12 protein-coding genes are annotated in these 17103 nt (G+C 62.7%); 6 read left to right on the top strand and 6 right to left on the bottom strand.

All coding sequences use genetic code 11. From position 1 onward, the window contains the following. Positions 1–109 precede the first annotated feature (109 nt). The 3 genes from LMTR3_RS28625 to LMTR3_RS38710 all read left to right on the top strand — a co-directional run bounded on the left by LMTR3_RS28625 (position 110) and on the right by LMTR3_RS38710 (position 2723). Positions 110–1105: an NAD(P)H-dependent flavin oxidoreductase gene (locus LMTR3_RS28625; RefSeq protein WP_065748315.1), complete on the top strand. Its 996-nt coding sequence runs from the start codon at positions 110–112 to the stop codon at positions 1103–1105. Positions 1106–1136: 31 nt separating this feature from the next. Continuing rightward, on the top strand, positions 1137–2105 hold the full coding sequence (locus LMTR3_RS28620) for a zinc-binding dehydrogenase (RefSeq protein ID WP_065748314.1): 969 nt from the start codon (positions 1137–1139) through the stop codon (positions 2103–2105). Positions 2106–2564: 459 nt separating this feature from the next. Continuing rightward, positions 2565–2723, top strand: a complete 159-nt coding sequence (locus tag LMTR3_RS38710; RefSeq protein WP_176722015.1) for a hypothetical protein — start codon at positions 2565–2567, stop codon at positions 2721–2723. 46 nt (positions 2724–2769) lie between these two features. Here LMTR3_RS38710 and LMTR3_RS28610 read toward each other — a convergent pair whose 3' ends face one another. The 4 genes from LMTR3_RS28610 to LMTR3_RS28595 form a co-directional block, all read right to left on the bottom strand. Next, entirely contained in the window at positions 2770–3180 is a 411-nt protein-coding gene (locus tag LMTR3_RS28610) for a hypothetical protein (RefSeq protein WP_141686856.1), read from the bottom strand. Between the two features lie 228 nt (positions 3181–3408). After that, the gene (locus LMTR3_RS28605) at positions 3409–4407 is read right to left on the bottom strand and encodes an aldo/keto reductase (protein WP_065748311.1); all 999 of its coding nucleotides are present in this window, start codon (positions 4405–4407) and stop codon (positions 3409–3411) included. 233 nt (positions 4408–4640) lie between these two features. After that, on the bottom strand, positions 4641–5483 hold the full coding sequence (locus tag LMTR3_RS28600) for an amidohydrolase family protein (protein WP_065748310.1): 843 nt from the start codon (positions 5481–5483) through the stop codon (positions 4641–4643). Between the two features lie 109 nt (positions 5484–5592). Then, positions 5593–6450 (bottom strand): J domain-containing protein, encoded by an 858-nt coding sequence (locus tag LMTR3_RS28595; RefSeq protein WP_065748309.1) that lies wholly within the window; start codon positions 6448–6450, stop codon positions 5593–5595. A 60-nt stretch (positions 6451–6510) separates the two neighbouring features. Between LMTR3_RS28595 and LMTR3_RS38040 the strand changes: the two genes are divergently transcribed. Next, a complete protein-coding gene (locus LMTR3_RS38040) occupies positions 6511–6690 on the top strand; it encodes a hypothetical protein (RefSeq protein ID WP_141686855.1) in 180 nt (59 codons plus the stop codon). A 38-nt stretch (positions 6691–6728) separates the two neighbouring features. On the opposite strand, the gene LMTR3_RS38035 is transcribed toward LMTR3_RS38040, so the two are convergent. Continuing rightward, the gene (locus LMTR3_RS38035; RefSeq protein ID WP_141686854.1) at positions 6729–7223 is read right to left on the bottom strand and encodes a hypothetical protein; all 495 of its coding nucleotides are present in this window, start codon (positions 7221–7223) and stop codon (positions 6729–6731) included. Positions 7224–7420: 197 nt separating this feature from the next. Next, entirely contained in the window at positions 7421–10735 is a 3315-nt protein-coding gene (locus LMTR3_RS28585; protein ID WP_084029868.1) for an adenylate/guanylate cyclase domain-containing protein, read from the bottom strand. A 2483-nt stretch (positions 10736–13218) separates the two neighbouring features. Between LMTR3_RS28585 and LMTR3_RS28575 the strand changes: the two genes are divergently transcribed. Further along, a complete protein-coding gene (locus LMTR3_RS28575; RefSeq protein WP_065748305.1) occupies positions 13219–14598 on the top strand; it encodes a cation-efflux pump in 1380 nt (459 codons plus the stop codon). Positions 14599–14790: 192 nt separating this feature from the next. Next, a complete protein-coding gene (locus LMTR3_RS28570; protein WP_065748304.1) occupies positions 14791–17103 on the top strand; it encodes a PAS domain-containing sensor histidine kinase in 2313 nt (770 codons plus the stop codon).

The following is a 17103-nucleotide window of genomic DNA, read 5'->3' as shown; positions in this document are numbered from 1 at the left end:
TGACCAGCGCCCGCTCCCGGTAGACTTTTGCAGGGGGTGACGGCATCCTGCCCTCGAAATCTCACAAAAGACGCGCGGGCCGTCCCGCCGGGGAAACCAGAGGGCAGACATGATCAAGACGCGATTCACCGAGCTCGTCGGCGTCGAGCACCCGATCGTCCAGGGCGGCATGCAATGGGTCGGCCGCGCCGAGCTGGTTGCGGCCGTTGCCAATGCCGGCGCGCTCGGGCTGATCACCGCGCTGACGCAGCCGACGCCCGAGGATCTGACCAAAGAAATCGCGCGCTGCCGCGACATGACCGACAGGCCGTTCGGCGTCAACCTCACCATCCTCCCCGCGATCAAGCCGCCGCCTTACGCCGAATACCGCCAGGCCATCATCGAGGCCGGCATCAAGATCGTCGAGACCGCCGGCAACAAGCCGCAGGAGCACGTCACCGAGTTCAAGAAGCACGGCATCAGGATCATCCACAAATGCACCAGTGTCCGCCACGCGCTGTCGGCAGAGCGGATGGGCGTGGACGCGATCTCGATCGACGGCTTTGAATGCGCCGGCCATCCCGGCGAGGACGACACGCCCGGCCTGATCCTGATCCCGGCCGCCGCCGACAAGGTCAAGATTCCGATGATCGCATCTGGCGGTTTCGGGGACGGCCGCGGCCTGGTTGCCGCGCTCGCGCTCGGCGCCGAGGGCATCAACATGGGCACGCGTTTCATGTGCACCAGGGAAAGCCCGATCCATCAGCTCGTCAAGGAGCGCATCGTCGCCAATGACGAGCGCGAGACCGAATTGATCTTCCGCACCATGCGCAACACCTCGCGCGTCGCCAAGAACGCGATCTCGACCAAGGTGGTGGCGATGGAGAGGGAAGGCGCAAAATTCGAGGACGTGCGCGAACTCGTCGCCGGCGCCCGCGGCAAGATGGTCTACGCCACCGGCGATGCCGATGAGGGCATCTGGTCGGCCGGCCAGGTCCAGGGCCTGATCCACGACATCCCGACCTGCGCCGAACTGGTGTCGCGCATCATGCGCGACGCAGAAGCCATCATCCGCAGCCGGTTCGAAGGCATGTTGTCGGGCGCGCAGCGGCAGGCAGCAGAATAAAGGCGGTCTCCGCCAACAACGAGAAGAGCCCATGAAAGCCTATGTCTACGGCGCCAACGGCGCCGAAATATCGGAGGTCGCAAAACCTTCGCCGAAGGGCACGCAGGTGCTGGTCAAGGTCCATGCCTGCGGCCTCAACCGCGCCGATCTCGGCATGACCAAGGGCCATGTACACGGCGCGGCCGGCGGCGTCGGCACCGTGCTCGGCATGGAATGGGCGGGTGAAGTCGCCGAGCTCGGGCCTGACGCAAAAGGCGTTGAGGTCGGCGACAAGATCATGGGCTCGGGCGCAGCCGCGTTCGCCGAATATACGCTGGCCGACCACGGCCGGCTGTTCCGCGCGCCCTCCAACATGAACTTCGAGGAAGCCGCCACCCTCCCCGTCGCGCTCGCCACCATGCACAATGCTGTGGTGACCAACGGCGCGCTGCAGCCGGGCCAGAGCGTGCTGATCCAGGGCGCCAGCTCCGGCGTCGGCCTGATGGCGATGCAGATCGCCAAACTGAAGGGCGCAAAACTCGTCATCGGCTCGTCGACGGACGCGATGCGCCGCGGCCGCCTGAAGGAATTCGGCGCCGATCTCGCGATCGATTCCGGCGATCCCGGCTGGGTCGATCAGGCGCTGAAAGCCACGAACGGCGAAGGCGTCGACCTCATCGTCGACCAGGTGTCCGGCAAGGTCGCCAACCAAAATCTCGCCGCCACCAAGGTCAAGGGCCGCATCGTCAATGTCGGCCGGCTCGGCGGCACCCACGCCGATTTCAATTTCGACCTCCACGCCGCCCGCCGCATCCACTATATCGGCGTCACCTTCCGCACCCGCACCATTGAGGAAATCCGCGAGATCTTTGACGAGGTCCGCAAAGACATCTGGCCGGCCGTGGAATCCCGCAAACTGCAATTGCCGATCGACAAGGTCTATCCCTTCGCCGAGATCGGAAAAGCGTTCGAGCACATGGAAGCCAACAAGCACCTCGGGAAAATCGTGGTGGCGTTCTAGCTGCGTGTCCCGGACGCGGTGCAGCGTCCCCCGGCGATGCGAAGCATCGTCCGGTGCGCTGCTCCGCGCGTCGCCGTCCAGCAAGTTATCTTACGGCAGCGACCCTCTCAGGTCTGCGACACCAATATCGAGGGTTGCTCGGCCACCGTTCTCGGGACTGGTGCGCGCGCGGACCTCACTGCGTTCGGACACCGTAGTGACACGGGCACCTTTCTCAGCCAGTCCGAGACTTTGAACGGCGATCGCGCCAAGCACAAGCAGCGCGACCATGACCAGCCCGCTCAGGGCGGGAGTTAGATGTAGATCGGACCTAAAGCGCATCATCGCTGCACCCATACGCATCGCCCGCGGCCCACTGCAACAAGCATCGTTGAGTCGTTAGGCGATTTGGTGGCCTGACGGTGGCGATCCGGCGCTCACTCTCTTCCGCGCACCGTACAATTCAACCGAAGCACACGGATGGATGAGGCCGAGCATCCTGCACCGACGCCAGTTCGGATGAGAGTCGGCATCGTGTTACATCGCGAGGCGGAGAAAAATGCTGGCTCGCCCTGCGCGCTGATCGAGGCGTTGCGCGCGATTGAGCAAGCCGAGAAGGAGGGCCCGACGGCGACGTGATCTTGGCCTCAAGGAGCAGTGTCGGCCAGCGACGCGCGCGCCGCTGCTACCCGACGCGGCTGCGTTGCTCAATATTGGCCGCCGGTCCTCCCGCGCGGACACCGCGAGTGCCGGATGGCGGCGGTGTTTGCGAGCCCGCGATACTCTTCCACGGACTGATCGTTTCGACGATGATGTTAATTCCGGCCAACGCGCTGTCGATCTGGTGCTGCACGTTGTTGACTTCGGCCTGCAGGAAGTCCTGCATTTTCTGGAGCTCGGAAGCCAACCCCTGAAGTTCGCCTATCGAATTTGAGGTCAACCGGGCAACGGAAGAGTTGATTCGTTCGGCGCTGATCTCCAGAGCGCTGGAGGGTTTCGACTTCTCTTGCGTTTCCGATTTACTGAGTTGTGTCGCCAAAGCCAATTCCGACGGAGGCGTTTTTTCGTCGGGTGCGGCAGACGTTGGGGTATCCATCAGGTGCTCCCTTGGTGCCGGTTGGTCGCGACGCCAATCCCGAACCAGATTGGTTAATAATCCGTTAACCCGGATGCAGATTGGTTAATAATTCGGTAAGGGGGAAGCCGGAGACCGTCGTTTCCGTTACATATCAACGACGATGCCGCGATGAGCCAACGGGTCGCGCGAATGCGCGCCCGATGACAGGCTCCGCAACATCCGGGCAAGTGCGGAAACCTGGGGCGATCACCGTGGTTCGCCGGAGAATGACTGCCGCAGTGCTGACAGCCGGTCGAGTGTCGCCTGCGACAGCGGGCCCTTCTCCACCGCGGCGAGTGCATCTTCAAACTGTTGCGGCGTCGCCATGCCGACCAGGATCGTGCCCATCGCCGGATGCGACAGTGCAAACCGCGTGGCGGCCTCGGTCAGGCTGGCGGCAAATCCCTCATCCACCAATGGCATCAGACGGCGCGCGCGATCGACATCGGCATCGTAGCTCATGGCAGAGCCGATCGGCTCCGGCGCGGCACCCGCAATCGGATGCCGCTCGGCCGAGCCCGATAGCGCGCCGCCGGCCAGCACGCGGATGCCGACGACACCAACGCCGGCAGCCTCCGTATGATCGAACAACCGTCCATAATCCTGCGCCGGATAGTTCGCCGGCAATTCGCCGGCCGCAGACGGATTGAGCATGTTGTAGACGACTTGCGCGCTATCGAAGACGCGCGCATCGATCACCTGATGCAGCGCCGCCGTATCGCCGAGCGCCGTGATCCCGAGAAACCGGATCTTTCCCTGCTGCCGCAACCGCTCGAACGCCGGCACCACCTCGTCGAGCACCTGCCGCACGCTCAGCGCAGGCCCGCCGCCCTGCGCGGTAATCGGATTGTGCAGATGAAGGATATCGACCCGATCAAGCCGCAGCCGCGCCAGACTGCCTTCGAGCGATAGCCGCACCGCCTCATCAATCCGGCCACGATCGCCAGGCGGCAACCTCACCTTCGTGGCGACGACCACGCCGGCCGGTTTCAACTTCTGCAGAACCCGGCCAAGGTTCTTTTCCGACTCGCCATCGCCGTACTGCACCGCCGTGTCGAAGTAATTGACGCCGGCCGCTATCGCCCGCGCGATGGTCCGTTCCTGATCGGCAGCATCGCCGCGCACCATCAATCCGCCGACGGCGCCACAGCCAAAGCCGAGGATCGAGAGCTGCATGCCCGTGCGGCCAAAGGTTCGAAATTCCATCGCCGTTCCCTCCCGAGCGGTTACTGCGTTATAAGCTCCTCATGGTGAGGAGCACCAACGGGTCCGCGCTTAGCGCGGCCCGATGACAGGCTCCGCGCGTCTCCGGACGATGCTTCGCATCGCCGGGAGAACCATGAGGCCCCGTCTGTGGCCTACATCCTTCGAGACGCCCGCTTCTCGCGGGCTCCTCAGGATGAGGGTATGACACCGCAAAAACAAATCCGCCCTGGGCCCTAACCTTTCTTCGGCAACCAGCCATAAGCCTTGATACAGGCGCCGCCCATCAGCATGGCCCGCTCGCTGTCGCCGAGGCGGCTGGTCCTGAGGAACGGCTCGACCGCCTGCTCGTAGTTGACGACGGCGAACGCCCGCGTCCAGTCCGTGCCCCACAGGCAGCGCTCAAAACCCCAGGCATCGAACACGCGGGCAAGCGGGTCCCAAATATCTGGGAAAGGATACGGCTCGCGGGACAGCGTGCAGGCGCCGCTGATCTTGATCACGGCGTTCGCCCGCCTGGCGAGTTCCAGCACCTTCGGAAGCTCGGCCCATGGCTCGGGCGGCGCCGGCGGCACGCGCGGCTGCAGGATGCCGAGATGGTCGATGATGAATCGCGTGTCGGGATGGCGATCGATCAGCGCCCTACCCGCGTCGAGATTGTCCCAGCAATGGAGGTTGACCGGAAATTCATGCCGAACCGCCGCGCGCGCAATCCGGTCGAGCCCGGGATCATCAGGCGCGCGCTTGGCCTCCTTGGTCAGCATGATGCGGATTCCGACCGCGCCCGGCGTCTTCTTCCAGTCGGCGACGACGTCCGCCACATCAGGATCATCCGGGTCAACCGGCTTGACGATGGCGAACCGGCCGGGATGAGCTCGCTGCACCTCCACGGCATAACTGGCGTCGTAGCGGTACAGCGAAAAGGCGGAGATGAAGATCGCGCCGTCGACGCCGACCTTGTCCATCGCCGCCACCATCTCGTCGCCCGTGACGTGATCGGGCCAGTTCGGCACACTGTGCCAAGGCCGCTTCGGACTGTTCGCCTCGTAGGCATGGACCTGGGAATCGATGATGGGCATCGGGGCCTCCGCTCTTCACCAGGCGATTTTGGACAATGCGGCCGGCCCGTGTCCAGATGCCAAGGATGCCGCGCTGCAATGCGTGTGGCGGCGCGCAGGTGTGGACTCGCTAGCGCGCGCTTGCGTCGGAAAGGGTCTTGTTTCGCTTCAAGGCATCAATGCGCTTGGCCTCGGCCACGTCCGAAAATGCACCCTTTCGGTCGCCCATGCGGTGCAGGACAATCCCGCGATCAACATAGCAGTCCGAACAAGTGGGATCCTGCCGGATCGCCAGATCGAAATTGGCCAGAGCAATGTATAGATCCCCGCTGCGATACGCCGAGATCGCTCGTTCGCGGTAGTACTTGACGTCTTTGGGCCCCGACTCGGTAGCCGGGGAAACATCACTTGCAGCAGGAGCACGGCCTATCGTCACCGCAGGTGAAACGCTGGCCACCGTGGTCGGCTCTTTGAGGTCCGGCGGATTCACGTCGGGCTTCGTATGGGCTCCGACATCTTCAAGCTGGTCGCCTGGGTTGGTTCGCTCCTGCGAAGATAGTTCGGTCGATCTGACGGCCGCAGTCTGCGCCCGTTCGCTCCTGGATATCTCAGTTACCTGCGCGGAAGCGAGTGGCAGCCTGTCGACAGGCTTGAGCAGGAGGTAGCCCGCAATAAAAACTGCCGACGCAACCGCACTCGCCATTGCGTCGACGCCGAGCCTGCGGATGCCGGCGGAAAAGGCACTGCGATTCGGCTTTTGGTGCTGTTGCCGGCGCGCGGCTTCGAGCAGCCGATCATAGGCCTCTCGTTGCCGTTCATCGCTCAGAATGGCGTTGGCGCGAACGATCCGCCTGAACGTTTGTGAAGCTTCCGGATTGCCGGGATTGAGGTCGGGATGGTTCGCCTTAGCGGCCTTGCGAAATGCAACTCTCAAATCTTCCGCGTCGTCGTCGGGAAGTGCACCGATAATATCGTAAAGCGTTTTCATAATTACTCTCTAAAAAACTACTACCCCTGAACAATTCCCTCCCAGCCAAACGCTGTAAAATTGAGCCCCATCGACGAAAAACGTGAAACGGCGGCATGGCGAAAAAACGACAGAATTAAGGACGGGCGCCCCGCCATTGCCATCTGGAAGACACACGCCTTAAAGGCGCTGACAGTTGCCGTTGAATACAATTTAGAAGTGAGCGCTGCGCGCCTTTGCGCGGGTTATGCGGAGCGCTGAGACAGGGAGCCGGCGGCGGGCTCTGGCTATCTTTGGTTCTACCGGGCTGTCGTTCGCTTTCGAGCCGGTTCGATTTCGCAGATGGCGGACGCCTGCAGCAGGATCAGGCGGTCACGCGCAGCCTTCTCTGCATCCAGATAGCACTGTCGCTCGTATTCGACCTTCAAGCGGGCCCATTGATCCGGATCCACGGTTTTAAGGTCGGTTCTTTTGAACTCGCAATCGGGTGCAGGCTGCGGGGAAAGCAACGCCGGGTCCGGTCGCCGAATTCTTAGCTCCGCATATCGATGCTGTTCAGAGTGTCGGCGGATGCGCGCGACCGCACGGATGGGAGGCGCTTTGACTTCGCCCTGGGCTGGATTGAATTCACGCTGCGCCGGACTACGCGCGCAACCGGCAACCGAGATCGAGAACAGAATGGCGCAGGCGGCCAACAATTTTGGAGCGTGCGATTTCAGCCTGGCGGCATGCAGCCGCCGAGTTGCGAGCCCGCAAAGATCCCGAGCACGAAGCGCTGCACCAACGATCGCCATGATAATGATTCCGTATCAACGCGAGCCGTGTTGGAGCTGCCGATCAAAATGGAATTCCGCGAGAAACGCGGCGATCATGGACGCAAGATTTGAATTGAACTCTAACAATTACAATGAATGAAATCTAAATCGTCCGTGACGACGTCGGCCACGCCGGAATCATCAGGAGCGACCGGCTTGACGATGGTGAGGCGCCATCAACGAAGCTCAGCGAGCAAGGCCTTTGCCCTTCGCAAATCGCTTGTGTCAAATCCTTCGGTGAACCACTCGTAGATGGGCGCGAGAAGGTCACGTGCCATCTTCCGTTTGCCCTGACAGCTCAGGAGCCTCGCCGAACTGGTGGCTGCGCGCAATTCCCACGACTTTGCATGCTGCGCTCGCGCAATCGTCAGGGAATGCTCGAAATACGTTTGCGCCTTCGCCTCGTCCCGCTGCGGCGACTTGAGCGCTATTTCGCCGGCAACGCGATGAGCCTCGGCCTCGCACCATCTTTCCTTGGTTGCCTGCATTGCTGTCATTGCGTTGCCGATGCAGCGCCAGGCGTCATCGAACTGGCCCGAGTCCGCATGGGCGATTGCCAACATGAACTCCTGCTCCGGTGTAAATATCGTCGATCCGGCCGACCGCCATAAATCAACACCCGCCGTGACGATCTCGACGGCTTTCGCGGCTCCCGTGAGGGTCAGGATATAGCCCCGCCGCAACACGCCTTCCGCTTTTCGGAACGTGGCACCTTTCTCCGCCGCTAACGCGACAAGCTCTTTGAGATGCTCGTTTGCCGCGCGGTAATTCCCGCAGTAGGTATTCACAAGAATTGGGAAATTCAGCGTAAACATCAAAGTGGCAGCATGATCAATCTGGCGCGCTTCCATTAGCGCGCAGTCTGCGTCGTTCAGCGCAGCTTGGGGATAACCGAGCAGCCACGAGGCCATTGAACGAAAGGCCAGGCACGTTACCCGAAGGTCCTGGCCAAATCGCGTCATCAATCGCCGGTGCTCGGCGGGGCGATAGAGGGCGAGGGCTTCATTGTAGTGCGCCTTGGCCTCAACCAGGTCCCCCCTCAACGCGAGCGTGCTCGCCATGGTACGGTGTCCAATCATGAGCGGGACCGCCGCTCCCTCCTTCTCGCCGAGCTCCAGGAACCGCGCTGCTAGCTCGCGCGCAATGTCGCCATTGAAGTTTATGAAATTGACGATCCACTGGCCAAACAGGGCTGAGAGGAGCAGCGAAGGGTCGTCGGGGGACTCGCCAAGCTGTTCCGCTTGTTCGATAAACGCCCTCGCCTGCGCTACGGCGGTCTTGGTTTCGGGAGCGCCATATCCTTTGACATGCATGAGCGTGTTCAAGAGCGCGACTTGCAGGATGATCTGCTCGCGCCGCAGGTTGGGCGCGCTGGGCAAGGTTGCTATCTGCGCCAGAGCCTGGCCAAGCTGTTCTGCCGCTTCGACCAGCGCCGAGCGCTCCTGTGACCGCAGTCCTGCCTTGCCCCACAGGCGCGCCGACTTCTCGATCAGGTCGGCCTTTGTGTAGTGACGCGCGAGCAGTTCGGGTTGGCTCTCGGCTGTTTCCGGGAACTGGCTTTCAAGGATTTCGGCGATGCGCGCATGCAGTGCGCGCCGCGGCTCCCGCAGCAGCGTGCTGTAGGCTGCGTCCTGCACAAGCGCATGCTTGAACAGGTAGCTCGCATGTGGCGGGATGCCGTCTCGAAACAACAAACCCGCCGCAATGAGCCGGTGGAGGTCGGCATCCAATTTCGCTTCCGGCTTTCGCGCGACCGCAGCCAGCAACATGTGAGGAAATTCCCGGCCGATCGCCGCGCCGACCTGCGCGACGTCTTTCGCTGGGCCGAGCCGGTCGAGCCGCGACATCAGCGAAGCCTGCAGGCTCGCCGGAACCGCTACGACAGGTGTTGGTGCTCCTGCGCAGACCCGCTGCACATCACTCTCACCCTCTGCGTCCAGCACCGCCTTGGTCATCTCCTCAGCGAACAGTGGAATGCCGTCGGTGCGCTCGATGATGTCCTGGCGGATGCCCGCCGGCAACGATCGGTTGCCGACGACTCCCTCGATCAGGGAATGGATGTCGCAAGGCGCCAGCCGGTTGAGGGTCAGCTCGCTCACGTGCGGCCGCCCGATCCAGGGCGGGCTGAATTCCGGCCTGAAAGTAACAAGTATCAAGAGCCGGTGGCTCACGGCCAAGTCCACCGCCCGGGCGACGAATTCGAGGCTGGTTGGATCGGTCCAATGCGCATCTTCGAAAATCATCAGCACGGGATGGATCCGTGCCAGCGCCTCGATGTGCGAGCCAAGCGCTTTCAGCGTTTTCTGACGACGGAGCTGCGGCTCGACTTCAACCGGAGGGTAGCGCCCATCGCTGGGCAGCGACAGCATTTCGGCAAACAGCGCCACATCCTCTGAAGGCGTCGAGCTTTGCACCAGCAGCGCGTCGAGCTTGTCAGCTTTCGCTTGCTGGCTGTCATCGTGAGTGGAGCCGGCGGCGCGCCACATCTCGCCGATCACCGGGTAGAGCGTGCTGTCGGTATGCTGCGGCGAGCAGAAGTACTGCAGGCGGATGTGCGGCTCGCGAGCAAGCTTCTCCAGAAGCGCGACGGTGAGCCGTGATTTGCCGATGCCCGCTTCACCAGAAAGCAGCACCACCTGGCCTTCGCCGCTCCTGGCCCGCTTCCATCGGCTCAGAATTAGCTCCATTTCTTCATCACGACCGATCAGCGGCAGCACATCGCAGCTTTGCAGAGCGTGCGATCGGCTGGTCACCGTTGTCTTACCGGCGACTTGCCAGGCCGCGACTGGTTTTGCGAATCCCTTGATCTCGACCTTACCGAGATCGAGATACTCGAATTGCGGTCCCGTGATCGTCTTTGTGCGACCCGAGATGACAACGCTGCCTGGTTGTGCGAGCGATTGCAGCCGGGCGGCAAGGTTCGGGGTGTCGCCGAGGATGCCATGCTCCTCGGAAATCGCGCTGTCGGACATATCGCCGACAATCGCTATGCCCGTTGCAACACCGATGCGCGCGCTTAATTTCTGTTTCGCGGGCAAGGCGGCGATCGCCTGCACCAGTGCAAGGCTGGCTTGAACGGCACGCTCCGCGTCGTCTTCGTGCGCCTGCGGATAGCCAAAGCATACGATCGCGCCGTCCCCATGATGTCGCGCGACAAAGCCGTCGAAGCTGGCAACGGTTTCAGTAATGCAGCGCCGGTAGCCGGCGATGATTGCGCTGAAGTCTTCGGGATCGAGCCCCGCAGAGAGTGCAGTCGATCCGACCAGGTCACAAAACAGTACGGTAAGCTGCCGGCGCTCGATCGGGCGCGAGTCCCGCACCATCGGTACGGGAGAATCCACACGCAATTTGGTCCCACAGTCGACGCAAAATTTGTTCAGGGCTGGGTTTGCCGCACGGCAGGCCGGGCAGCGTCGCATCATCGCCGCTCCGCATTGCCAACAAAATTTGCTTTGCTCGGGGACTTCGGCTGCGCAACTCGTGCAGTGCATCCGGACCTCAAGAGATATCAACAGCGGCGGCACAATGCGCCCGAAGTCGAGGGAACAATATGATCTCGGTCACAACTCCAGGTGTCTGTCTCGAGGTTCCATAGTGATTCTAAAGCGCTGACGTTCGGGGTTGATAATGTCAGGCGTCCGCTCACACCGGCGATGGGTTTCGCTGAACTCTACCCATCCTACGCGCTGCAACCAAACGATCCGCAGCTACTTCGTCGAGGTTTGCGCACGCGATGGCGCGGTCGCGGTACCGAAACGCAACAGCCGGCCACAATCAGATTTCAGAATCAGAGTTGCAACGAAGGAACCAACCAGGCTCAGGGTTAGATTCCCTACGATTGGCACTTGGCAGGGGGCTGCAATGCCATACTTGTCCGATCCGCGACAGGCCCAACCTCTAACAGCGGCATCGTTCGCCGACGGCGACGCAACTAGAGCACGTTGGTCGCATGCCGCGACAGGACACCCATACTTACGTTGGTGGCGGCGCTTCTTGACGTTCGCCCGGCCCGTCTGGAGCGAGATTAAATGAACGAATTACCGGAGCTGGCCGGAACGGGCTCGCATCGGTTGCGTTCGCAAAGGGTGCACTGTAAACGGAGTACAACCATGCGCCCAACAACCTCAATAGTAGCTCTAAGCCTGATAGCCGCTGGTCTAACCCTGCTACCTGTTGAATCGGATGCACGTCCACGTGGTCGGGCGGGCGGATTTCATGCAGGCGGGTTTCATGCGGGCGGTCACCCTGGAGTAAGACCCGGTTGGCACGGCGGCGGCACCCGGTGGGCCGGCGGTCGGTACTACCGCGGAGGCTATTACGGCAGAGGCTGGGGGTATCCGGTTGCCGCAGGCGTGGCGGCTGGTGCCGCACTCGGTGCCGCGGCTGCTTACGGGTCCTGCTACCAAACTCAGTCCGTGTGGAACGGCTACACGTACGTTCAGCAGACGGTTAGGGTCTGCTAGTCCCGGAGCTTTGCGGACATCAGGCGGTGACGCACTTTGCCATGGACCGCCGATGTCCGAGCTCCGCCGACGTCCCGGGTGAGCCCGTGCGCGGTTGGCGTCATTCGAGACCAAAGCGCGGAGTCGATGAACACCAAGGAAACGTGGGGTTGAGGCCTTCTTTTCCCCAGACGGCGCGAGCAGCCGGTGAACAGCTTCGACATGGCCGACCGCCCGCCAGTAGCCGGCCCGGCCCGCAGCGTAGGATCAGAAGCCGGTTCGATCAAACCAGCCGTGACGGCGTCGCGCACGGCAAACGCAACCGCCATCGATAAGTATGCGGCCAGATGCACCGGCCACGCCTGGCCTATGTGACTGTTCAAAATGGGCATCGTGCGTGTCGGATTGCGCTCACACAAACAAAACGCGCCTGAAGGCGCTGGCACGCAGGTAGGAGAGGTAGGAGGTGCCGCGCACCAACGGCGAGTTGATTCCTGCGATTGGTGACATGGCCGATCATGCAGTTAGTTGTATCCGATGAGAATGTAGTTCACATGCCTCACCGACCGACATGAAGTCGCAAAACAAGGGCAAGAGCAGTCGCGCCACCAGCTTCGGCAGCGCCCATCGCGCAAAAGAATCGATTTTTCTTGAATAATGAATTTTACCCAACAACTTCAACGTGATTTGCCCCGTCCAGTCTCGCTCGAGAAAATAAACTCCTTCGCCGCAGACCCAAATCACGCTTACAACTTCCGCCGTCCCGTCCCGACAAGAGGGGCGTTGGCCATCGTCACGAACGTGGGGCGGGATGCGGTGGACGCGGCAGCGTCGGCGCGAGAAGTTGTTCGCAGGGCGGCTCTCGCCGTGAGCGGACACGGCGCGCAGGACGTACGGCGCCAATGCCCGGCGAAGCCTTCAGGCGAAGACGGGTGGCTGCGTACGGCAAAACCGTGTGGTCCTGGCACCCGTGGCTGGTGTCAAGCTGACGGAGGTGCGTCGAACCCAACCGGGTTCGACAAACCTTCAATCCGGCAGCGATGGAGGCAAGAGGAATTCGTCTCCAGGGAGAGCGCGGCATAAGCCGTAAAACCACTGCGCAGGGAATGCCGGAGTGCCTCGGCTGTACCTGTATGCTCGTGTGCGTTTCTTTTGCGCTATTTGCACACGAGACCGCGGGTGCAGCAAGCACCCGGCATTTCCTGCGCCCTCTTCCTTTAGGGCGAATGAATTTGCAAAGCTCGGGCGCAATGCGTCGCGAGAACGCGGACACGTATCTGGTTGTCGTCACCCGCGCAGGCGGGTGACCCAGTATTCCAGAGGCAGCAGTGATTGAACCGATAAGCCGCGGCGTACTGGATCCCCCGCCTTCGCGGGGGACGACGATCCGTTATGTGGCGAATGGATCGCTTCGCTCCGCCCATCCTACAAACTTAGAACAATTCGCAACAAATCGCTCCTGCAAGTGAGTGGCGATTGCGCATCCAACTGTCAGCTTTAATCCCACACAGCGCCCTGCTAAACCGCCGGCCATGACCACTATCCCCACCCTAAAAACCAACGTCGCCGCGATCTCGATCCTCGCCAGCGCCAGTATGGCTGCGGCGAAGTTCGCGGTTGGTATCGCGATCGGCTCGCTCGCGCTGATCTCGGAGGCGCTGCATTCCTCCGTCGACGTGATCGCGACCGTCATCACGTGGCTCGTGGTGCGAGTGTCCGACCAGCCCGCCGACGAGGAACATCACTACGGCCACGGCAAGTTCGAGAGCCTGTCGGCGCTGTTCGTCATCGCGCTGCTCTACGTGCTGGCCGGCGGCATCCTGGTCGAATCCTGGAGCCGGCTGCGCGAGGGCGCGCCGCCGCCGACGATATCGGCTGTCCCCTTCGTCGTGCTGGTGATCGATATTGCGGTCAATTTCTGGCGCGCGCGGGCGCTGCATCGCACGGCGCGGCAGACGCGGAGCCAGGCGCTGGCGGCGGACGCGCTGCATTTCGCTTCCGACGTGCTCGGCTCCCTCGCCGTCATCGCCGGCCTGGCGCTGACCGGGCTCGGCTATGCCTGGGGCGACTCGGTTGCCGCCATCGCCGTTGCCGTCATGATATCGATCCTCGGCCTGAGGCTCGGGCGCTCCACCGTCGAAACCCTGCTCGACCGCGCCCCGGCGGGCGCGTCGGAAAAAGCGACCGCGGCGATCCGCGCGGTGCCCGGCGTGGTCGGCGTCGAACGCGTGCGCGTGCGCATGGTCGGGCCGACGCATTTCATCGACGCCATCGCAAAGGTGCCGCGCACCTACCCGATCGACCGCGTCGAGGCGATCAAGAAGACCGCGCAAGTCGCGGTCACGCAAGCGCTCGGCGACGCCGACCTCACCTTCACCGCAGTGCCGGTCGTGCGCGACAATGAGAGCGTGCGCGAGCGCATCATGGTGATCGCCCGCAATTCCGGTCTCGCCGTCCATCATGTCACCGTGCACGATCTCGGCGACCGGCTGATTGTCGGCATCGACCTCGAAGTCGACGGCGACATGGAACTTACCGCCGCGCACGCCATCGCCCACGACCTGGAGCGCAGCATCCGCGAGGACTTTGGCGAGGACGTCGAGGTCGACACCCACATCGAGCCGCTCGAGCCGGAGCTTCCGCACGGCACCGATGCCGCGCCGGAACGCGTCGAAACCATCAAGGCCGCGCTGTCTCGCTTTGCCGGCGGCAACGGCGCGATCCATGACATTCACAATGTGCGGGTCCGCGACACCGATGCGGGCGAAATCGTCAACTTCCATTGCCGCGCTGCGCCATCGATGAGCGTCATCAAGGTGCATGAGAACGTCGATGAGATCGAGCGCGCGCTGCGCCGCGCGTTCCCGTCGATCAAGCGCGTCATCAGCCATGCCGAACCGCCGCGCGCGTAGCATTGCGGGCCCGTTCCCGTTTCGGACTCGCATCGAGCGTGCCTTACATTCGCGTTGGACAAGATTTATTTCGAATTAACGAATCGTTGACTCTCGACAGCCCGAAAAAAGTGGATTCAAATCGGCATGATTCGGAAGCTACGGGGTGCTTCCGGACAATGTGCAAAAGAGCCTTCGGCGGGGGTCTAAAGCATGGCGCGCGCGCATGCGGCGAATGCGGCGAACGCGTGTGTCCAATCCGATTCGATCAAAGGATTGGCGCAATCGATCGCAAAACCTGCCTACCACCGGCTACTCACCGCAGAGCCGGCGCTTCGCCGCGCCGTGCCCACGCTCATCATCGCCTTCCTGATCACGATCTGCCTCGGCGCCTTCGTGCAGGTGATCGACCAGAGCCGGCAGAAGCGCGCCTCCATGAAGCGCGACCTCTCGGCGGTCACCGAGCTCCTGGCCGAACGCCTCGACCGCTTCGCTTCGGTCCGGCAAGATCGCGCCGCCAATATCGAGCGGCTGCAGAGCCTGCTGCCCGACCTGATCCCGGCCTGGGGCGTTGCGAGCGGCCGCCACGTCATCATCACCGGCTCGGATCACCGGATTCTGGCCCGCGTTCCCGTCGAAGGCAGCCTTGGCGGCGATCGCATCCTCGACGTCATCAGCACGGCGCAACTGCTCGCCACGCCCGGCCAGCAGGGCGTCGTCAGCGACATGACGCTGCCGAACGGCAACGGCGCCATGGCGATCTCGCGGTTGGTCAAATCGCTGCCGGGCATGGTCATTGTCATCCAGGAACGGAACGAGCCGCTGTGGGGTTCGGATGCCGCTCTGTCGGTGACGCTGTCGGCCACCACCGGCTTCGTCGTGCTGATCCTCGGCTTCGCCTTCCACTGGCAATCGACCCGCGCCCGCGAGGGCGACCTGATCAACGACGCAGTGCGCGGCCGGATCGATACCGCGCTCAACCGCGGCCGCTGCGGATTGTGGGACTGGGACCTCTCGCGCGGCCGCATCTTCTGGTCGGCATCGATGTTCACGATGCTCGGCCTCGACTCCCGCAACGACCTCCTCACCTTCGGCGAAGTCAACGCGCTGGTGAAATCCGACGACATCGACCTGTTCGCGATCGCCGACCAGATGATCGCCGGCAAGATCACCCACATCGATCAGAGCTTCCGCATGCAGCACACCGGCGGCCACTGGATCTGGCTGCGCGTGCGCTGCGAGCTCAGTCACACCTCGGCCGACGGTGGGCTGCATTTGATCGGCATCGCGGTCGACATCACCGAGCAGAAGAGCCTCGCCGAGAAGACCGTGGAAGCCGACCTCAGGCTGCGCGACGCGATCGAAACCATTCCGGAAGCCTTCGTGCTGTGGGACGCGGAAGACCGCCTCGTGCTCTGCAACTCGCACTTCCAGCGCCTGCACAAATTGCCCGATACGGCGGTGACGCCCGGCACGTCGTACGAGACCGTGATCGAGGTCGGCAGCATGCCGGAGGTTCGCACCAGGCTGCAGGAGACCGGCGCGCAAGCGCCGGGAGCCCGCACGTTCGAGGCGCAGCTCGACGACGGAAGCTGGCTGCATATCAGCGAGCGCCGCACCAAGGACGGCGGCTACGTCTCGGTCGGCACCGACATCACCCGGATCAAGGCGCACGAGCAGAAGCTGATCGAAAACGACGCCCGCCTGCGCGCCAACGTGCTCGACCTGAAGCGCTCGCAGGCCGAGCTGGCCGATCTCGCGGAAAAATATTCGCAGGAGAAGAACCGCGCCGAGGAAGCCAACCAGGCGAAGTCGAAATTCCTCGCCAATATGAGCCACGAGCTGCGCACCCCGCTGAACGCCATCATCGGCTTTTCCGAGATCATGGGTAGCGGCATGTTCGGCGTGCTCGGCTCCGACAAGTATCAGGAGTACTGCCACGACATCCTGACCAGCGGCAAATACCTGCTCGAAGTCATCAACGACATCCTCGACATGTCGAAGATCGAGGCCGGCCGCATGAAGCTCGACATGGAGCAGCTCGACTTGTCGAAGATCCTGGCGGAGTCGCTGCGCGTGGTGTCCGGGCGCGCCGAGGACAAGCACCTTACGCTGGACGCGGACATCGAAAGCACCATTTCCGTGATGGCCGACCGCCGCGCGGTCAAGCAGATCTTCGTCAACCTGCTGTCCAATGCCGTAAAATTCACCCCCGACGACGGCAAGGTCACCGTGCGCAGCCACGTGCTGCCCAACTCGATCGTGCTGATGATCGCCGATACCGGGATCGGCATCGCGCCCGCTTCGCTGCGACGGCTGGGCAACCCGTTCGAGCAGGTCGAGAGCCAGCTCACCAAGACCTACCAGGGCTCGGGCCTGGGACTAGCCATCGCGCGGTCGCTGACCAGCCTGCATGGCGGCACGATGCGGCTGCGCTCCAAGCTCGGCACCGGCACCGTCGTCCGCATCGTGCTGCCGCGCGAACCGCAACAGCCGAAAACGAAAGCAAAGGCCGAAGCGGCCTGA

The sequence above is a fragment of the Bradyrhizobium sp. LMTR 3 genome, from assembly GCF_001693485.1.
Lineage (GTDB): Bacteria > Pseudomonadota > Alphaproteobacteria > Rhizobiales > Xanthobacteraceae > Bradyrhizobium.
The sequence above is the reverse complement of the archived record's forward strand: the minus strand, read 5'-3'. Positions and strand labels throughout refer to the sequence as shown.

Excerpts from the sequence above, each read along its gene's own strand:
- LMTR3_RS28625 (WP_065748315.1), top strand. The coding sequence starts at position 110 with ATGATCAAGACGCGATTCACCGAGCTCGTCGGCGTCGAGCACCCGATC.
- LMTR3_RS28620 (WP_065748314.1), top strand. The coding sequence starts at position 1,137 with ATGAAAGCCTATGTCTACGGCGCCAACGGCGCCGAAATATCGGAGGTC.
- LMTR3_RS38710 (WP_176722015.1), top strand. The coding sequence starts at position 2,565 with ATGGATGAGGCCGAGCATCCTGCACCGACGCCAGTTCGGATGAGAGTC.
- LMTR3_RS28610 (WP_141686856.1), bottom strand. The coding sequence starts at position 3,180 with ATGGATACCCCAACGTCTGCCGCACCCGACGAAAAAACGCCTCCGTCG.
- LMTR3_RS28605 (WP_065748311.1), bottom strand. The coding sequence starts at position 4,407 with ATGGAATTTCGAACCTTTGGCCGCACGGGCATGCAGCTCTCGATCCTC.
- LMTR3_RS28600 (WP_065748310.1), bottom strand. The coding sequence starts at position 5,483 with ATGCCCATCATCGATTCCCAGGTCCATGCCTACGAGGCGAACAGTCCG.
- LMTR3_RS28595 (WP_065748309.1), bottom strand. The coding sequence starts at position 6,450 with ATGAAAACGCTTTACGATATTATCGGTGCACTTCCCGACGACGACGCG.
- LMTR3_RS38035 (WP_141686854.1), bottom strand. The coding sequence starts at position 7,223 with ATGGCGATCGTTGGTGCAGCGCTTCGTGCTCGGGATCTTTGCGGGCTC.
- LMTR3_RS28585 (WP_084029868.1), bottom strand. The coding sequence starts at position 10,735 with ATGCACTGCACGAGTTGCGCAGCCGAAGTCCCCGAGCAAAGCAAATTT.
- LMTR3_RS28575 (WP_065748305.1), top strand. The coding sequence starts at position 13,219 with ATGACCACTATCCCCACCCTAAAAACCAACGTCGCCGCGATCTCGATC.
- LMTR3_RS28570 (WP_065748304.1), top strand. The coding sequence starts at position 14,791 with ATGGCGCGCGCGCATGCGGCGAATGCGGCGAACGCGTGTGTCCAATCC.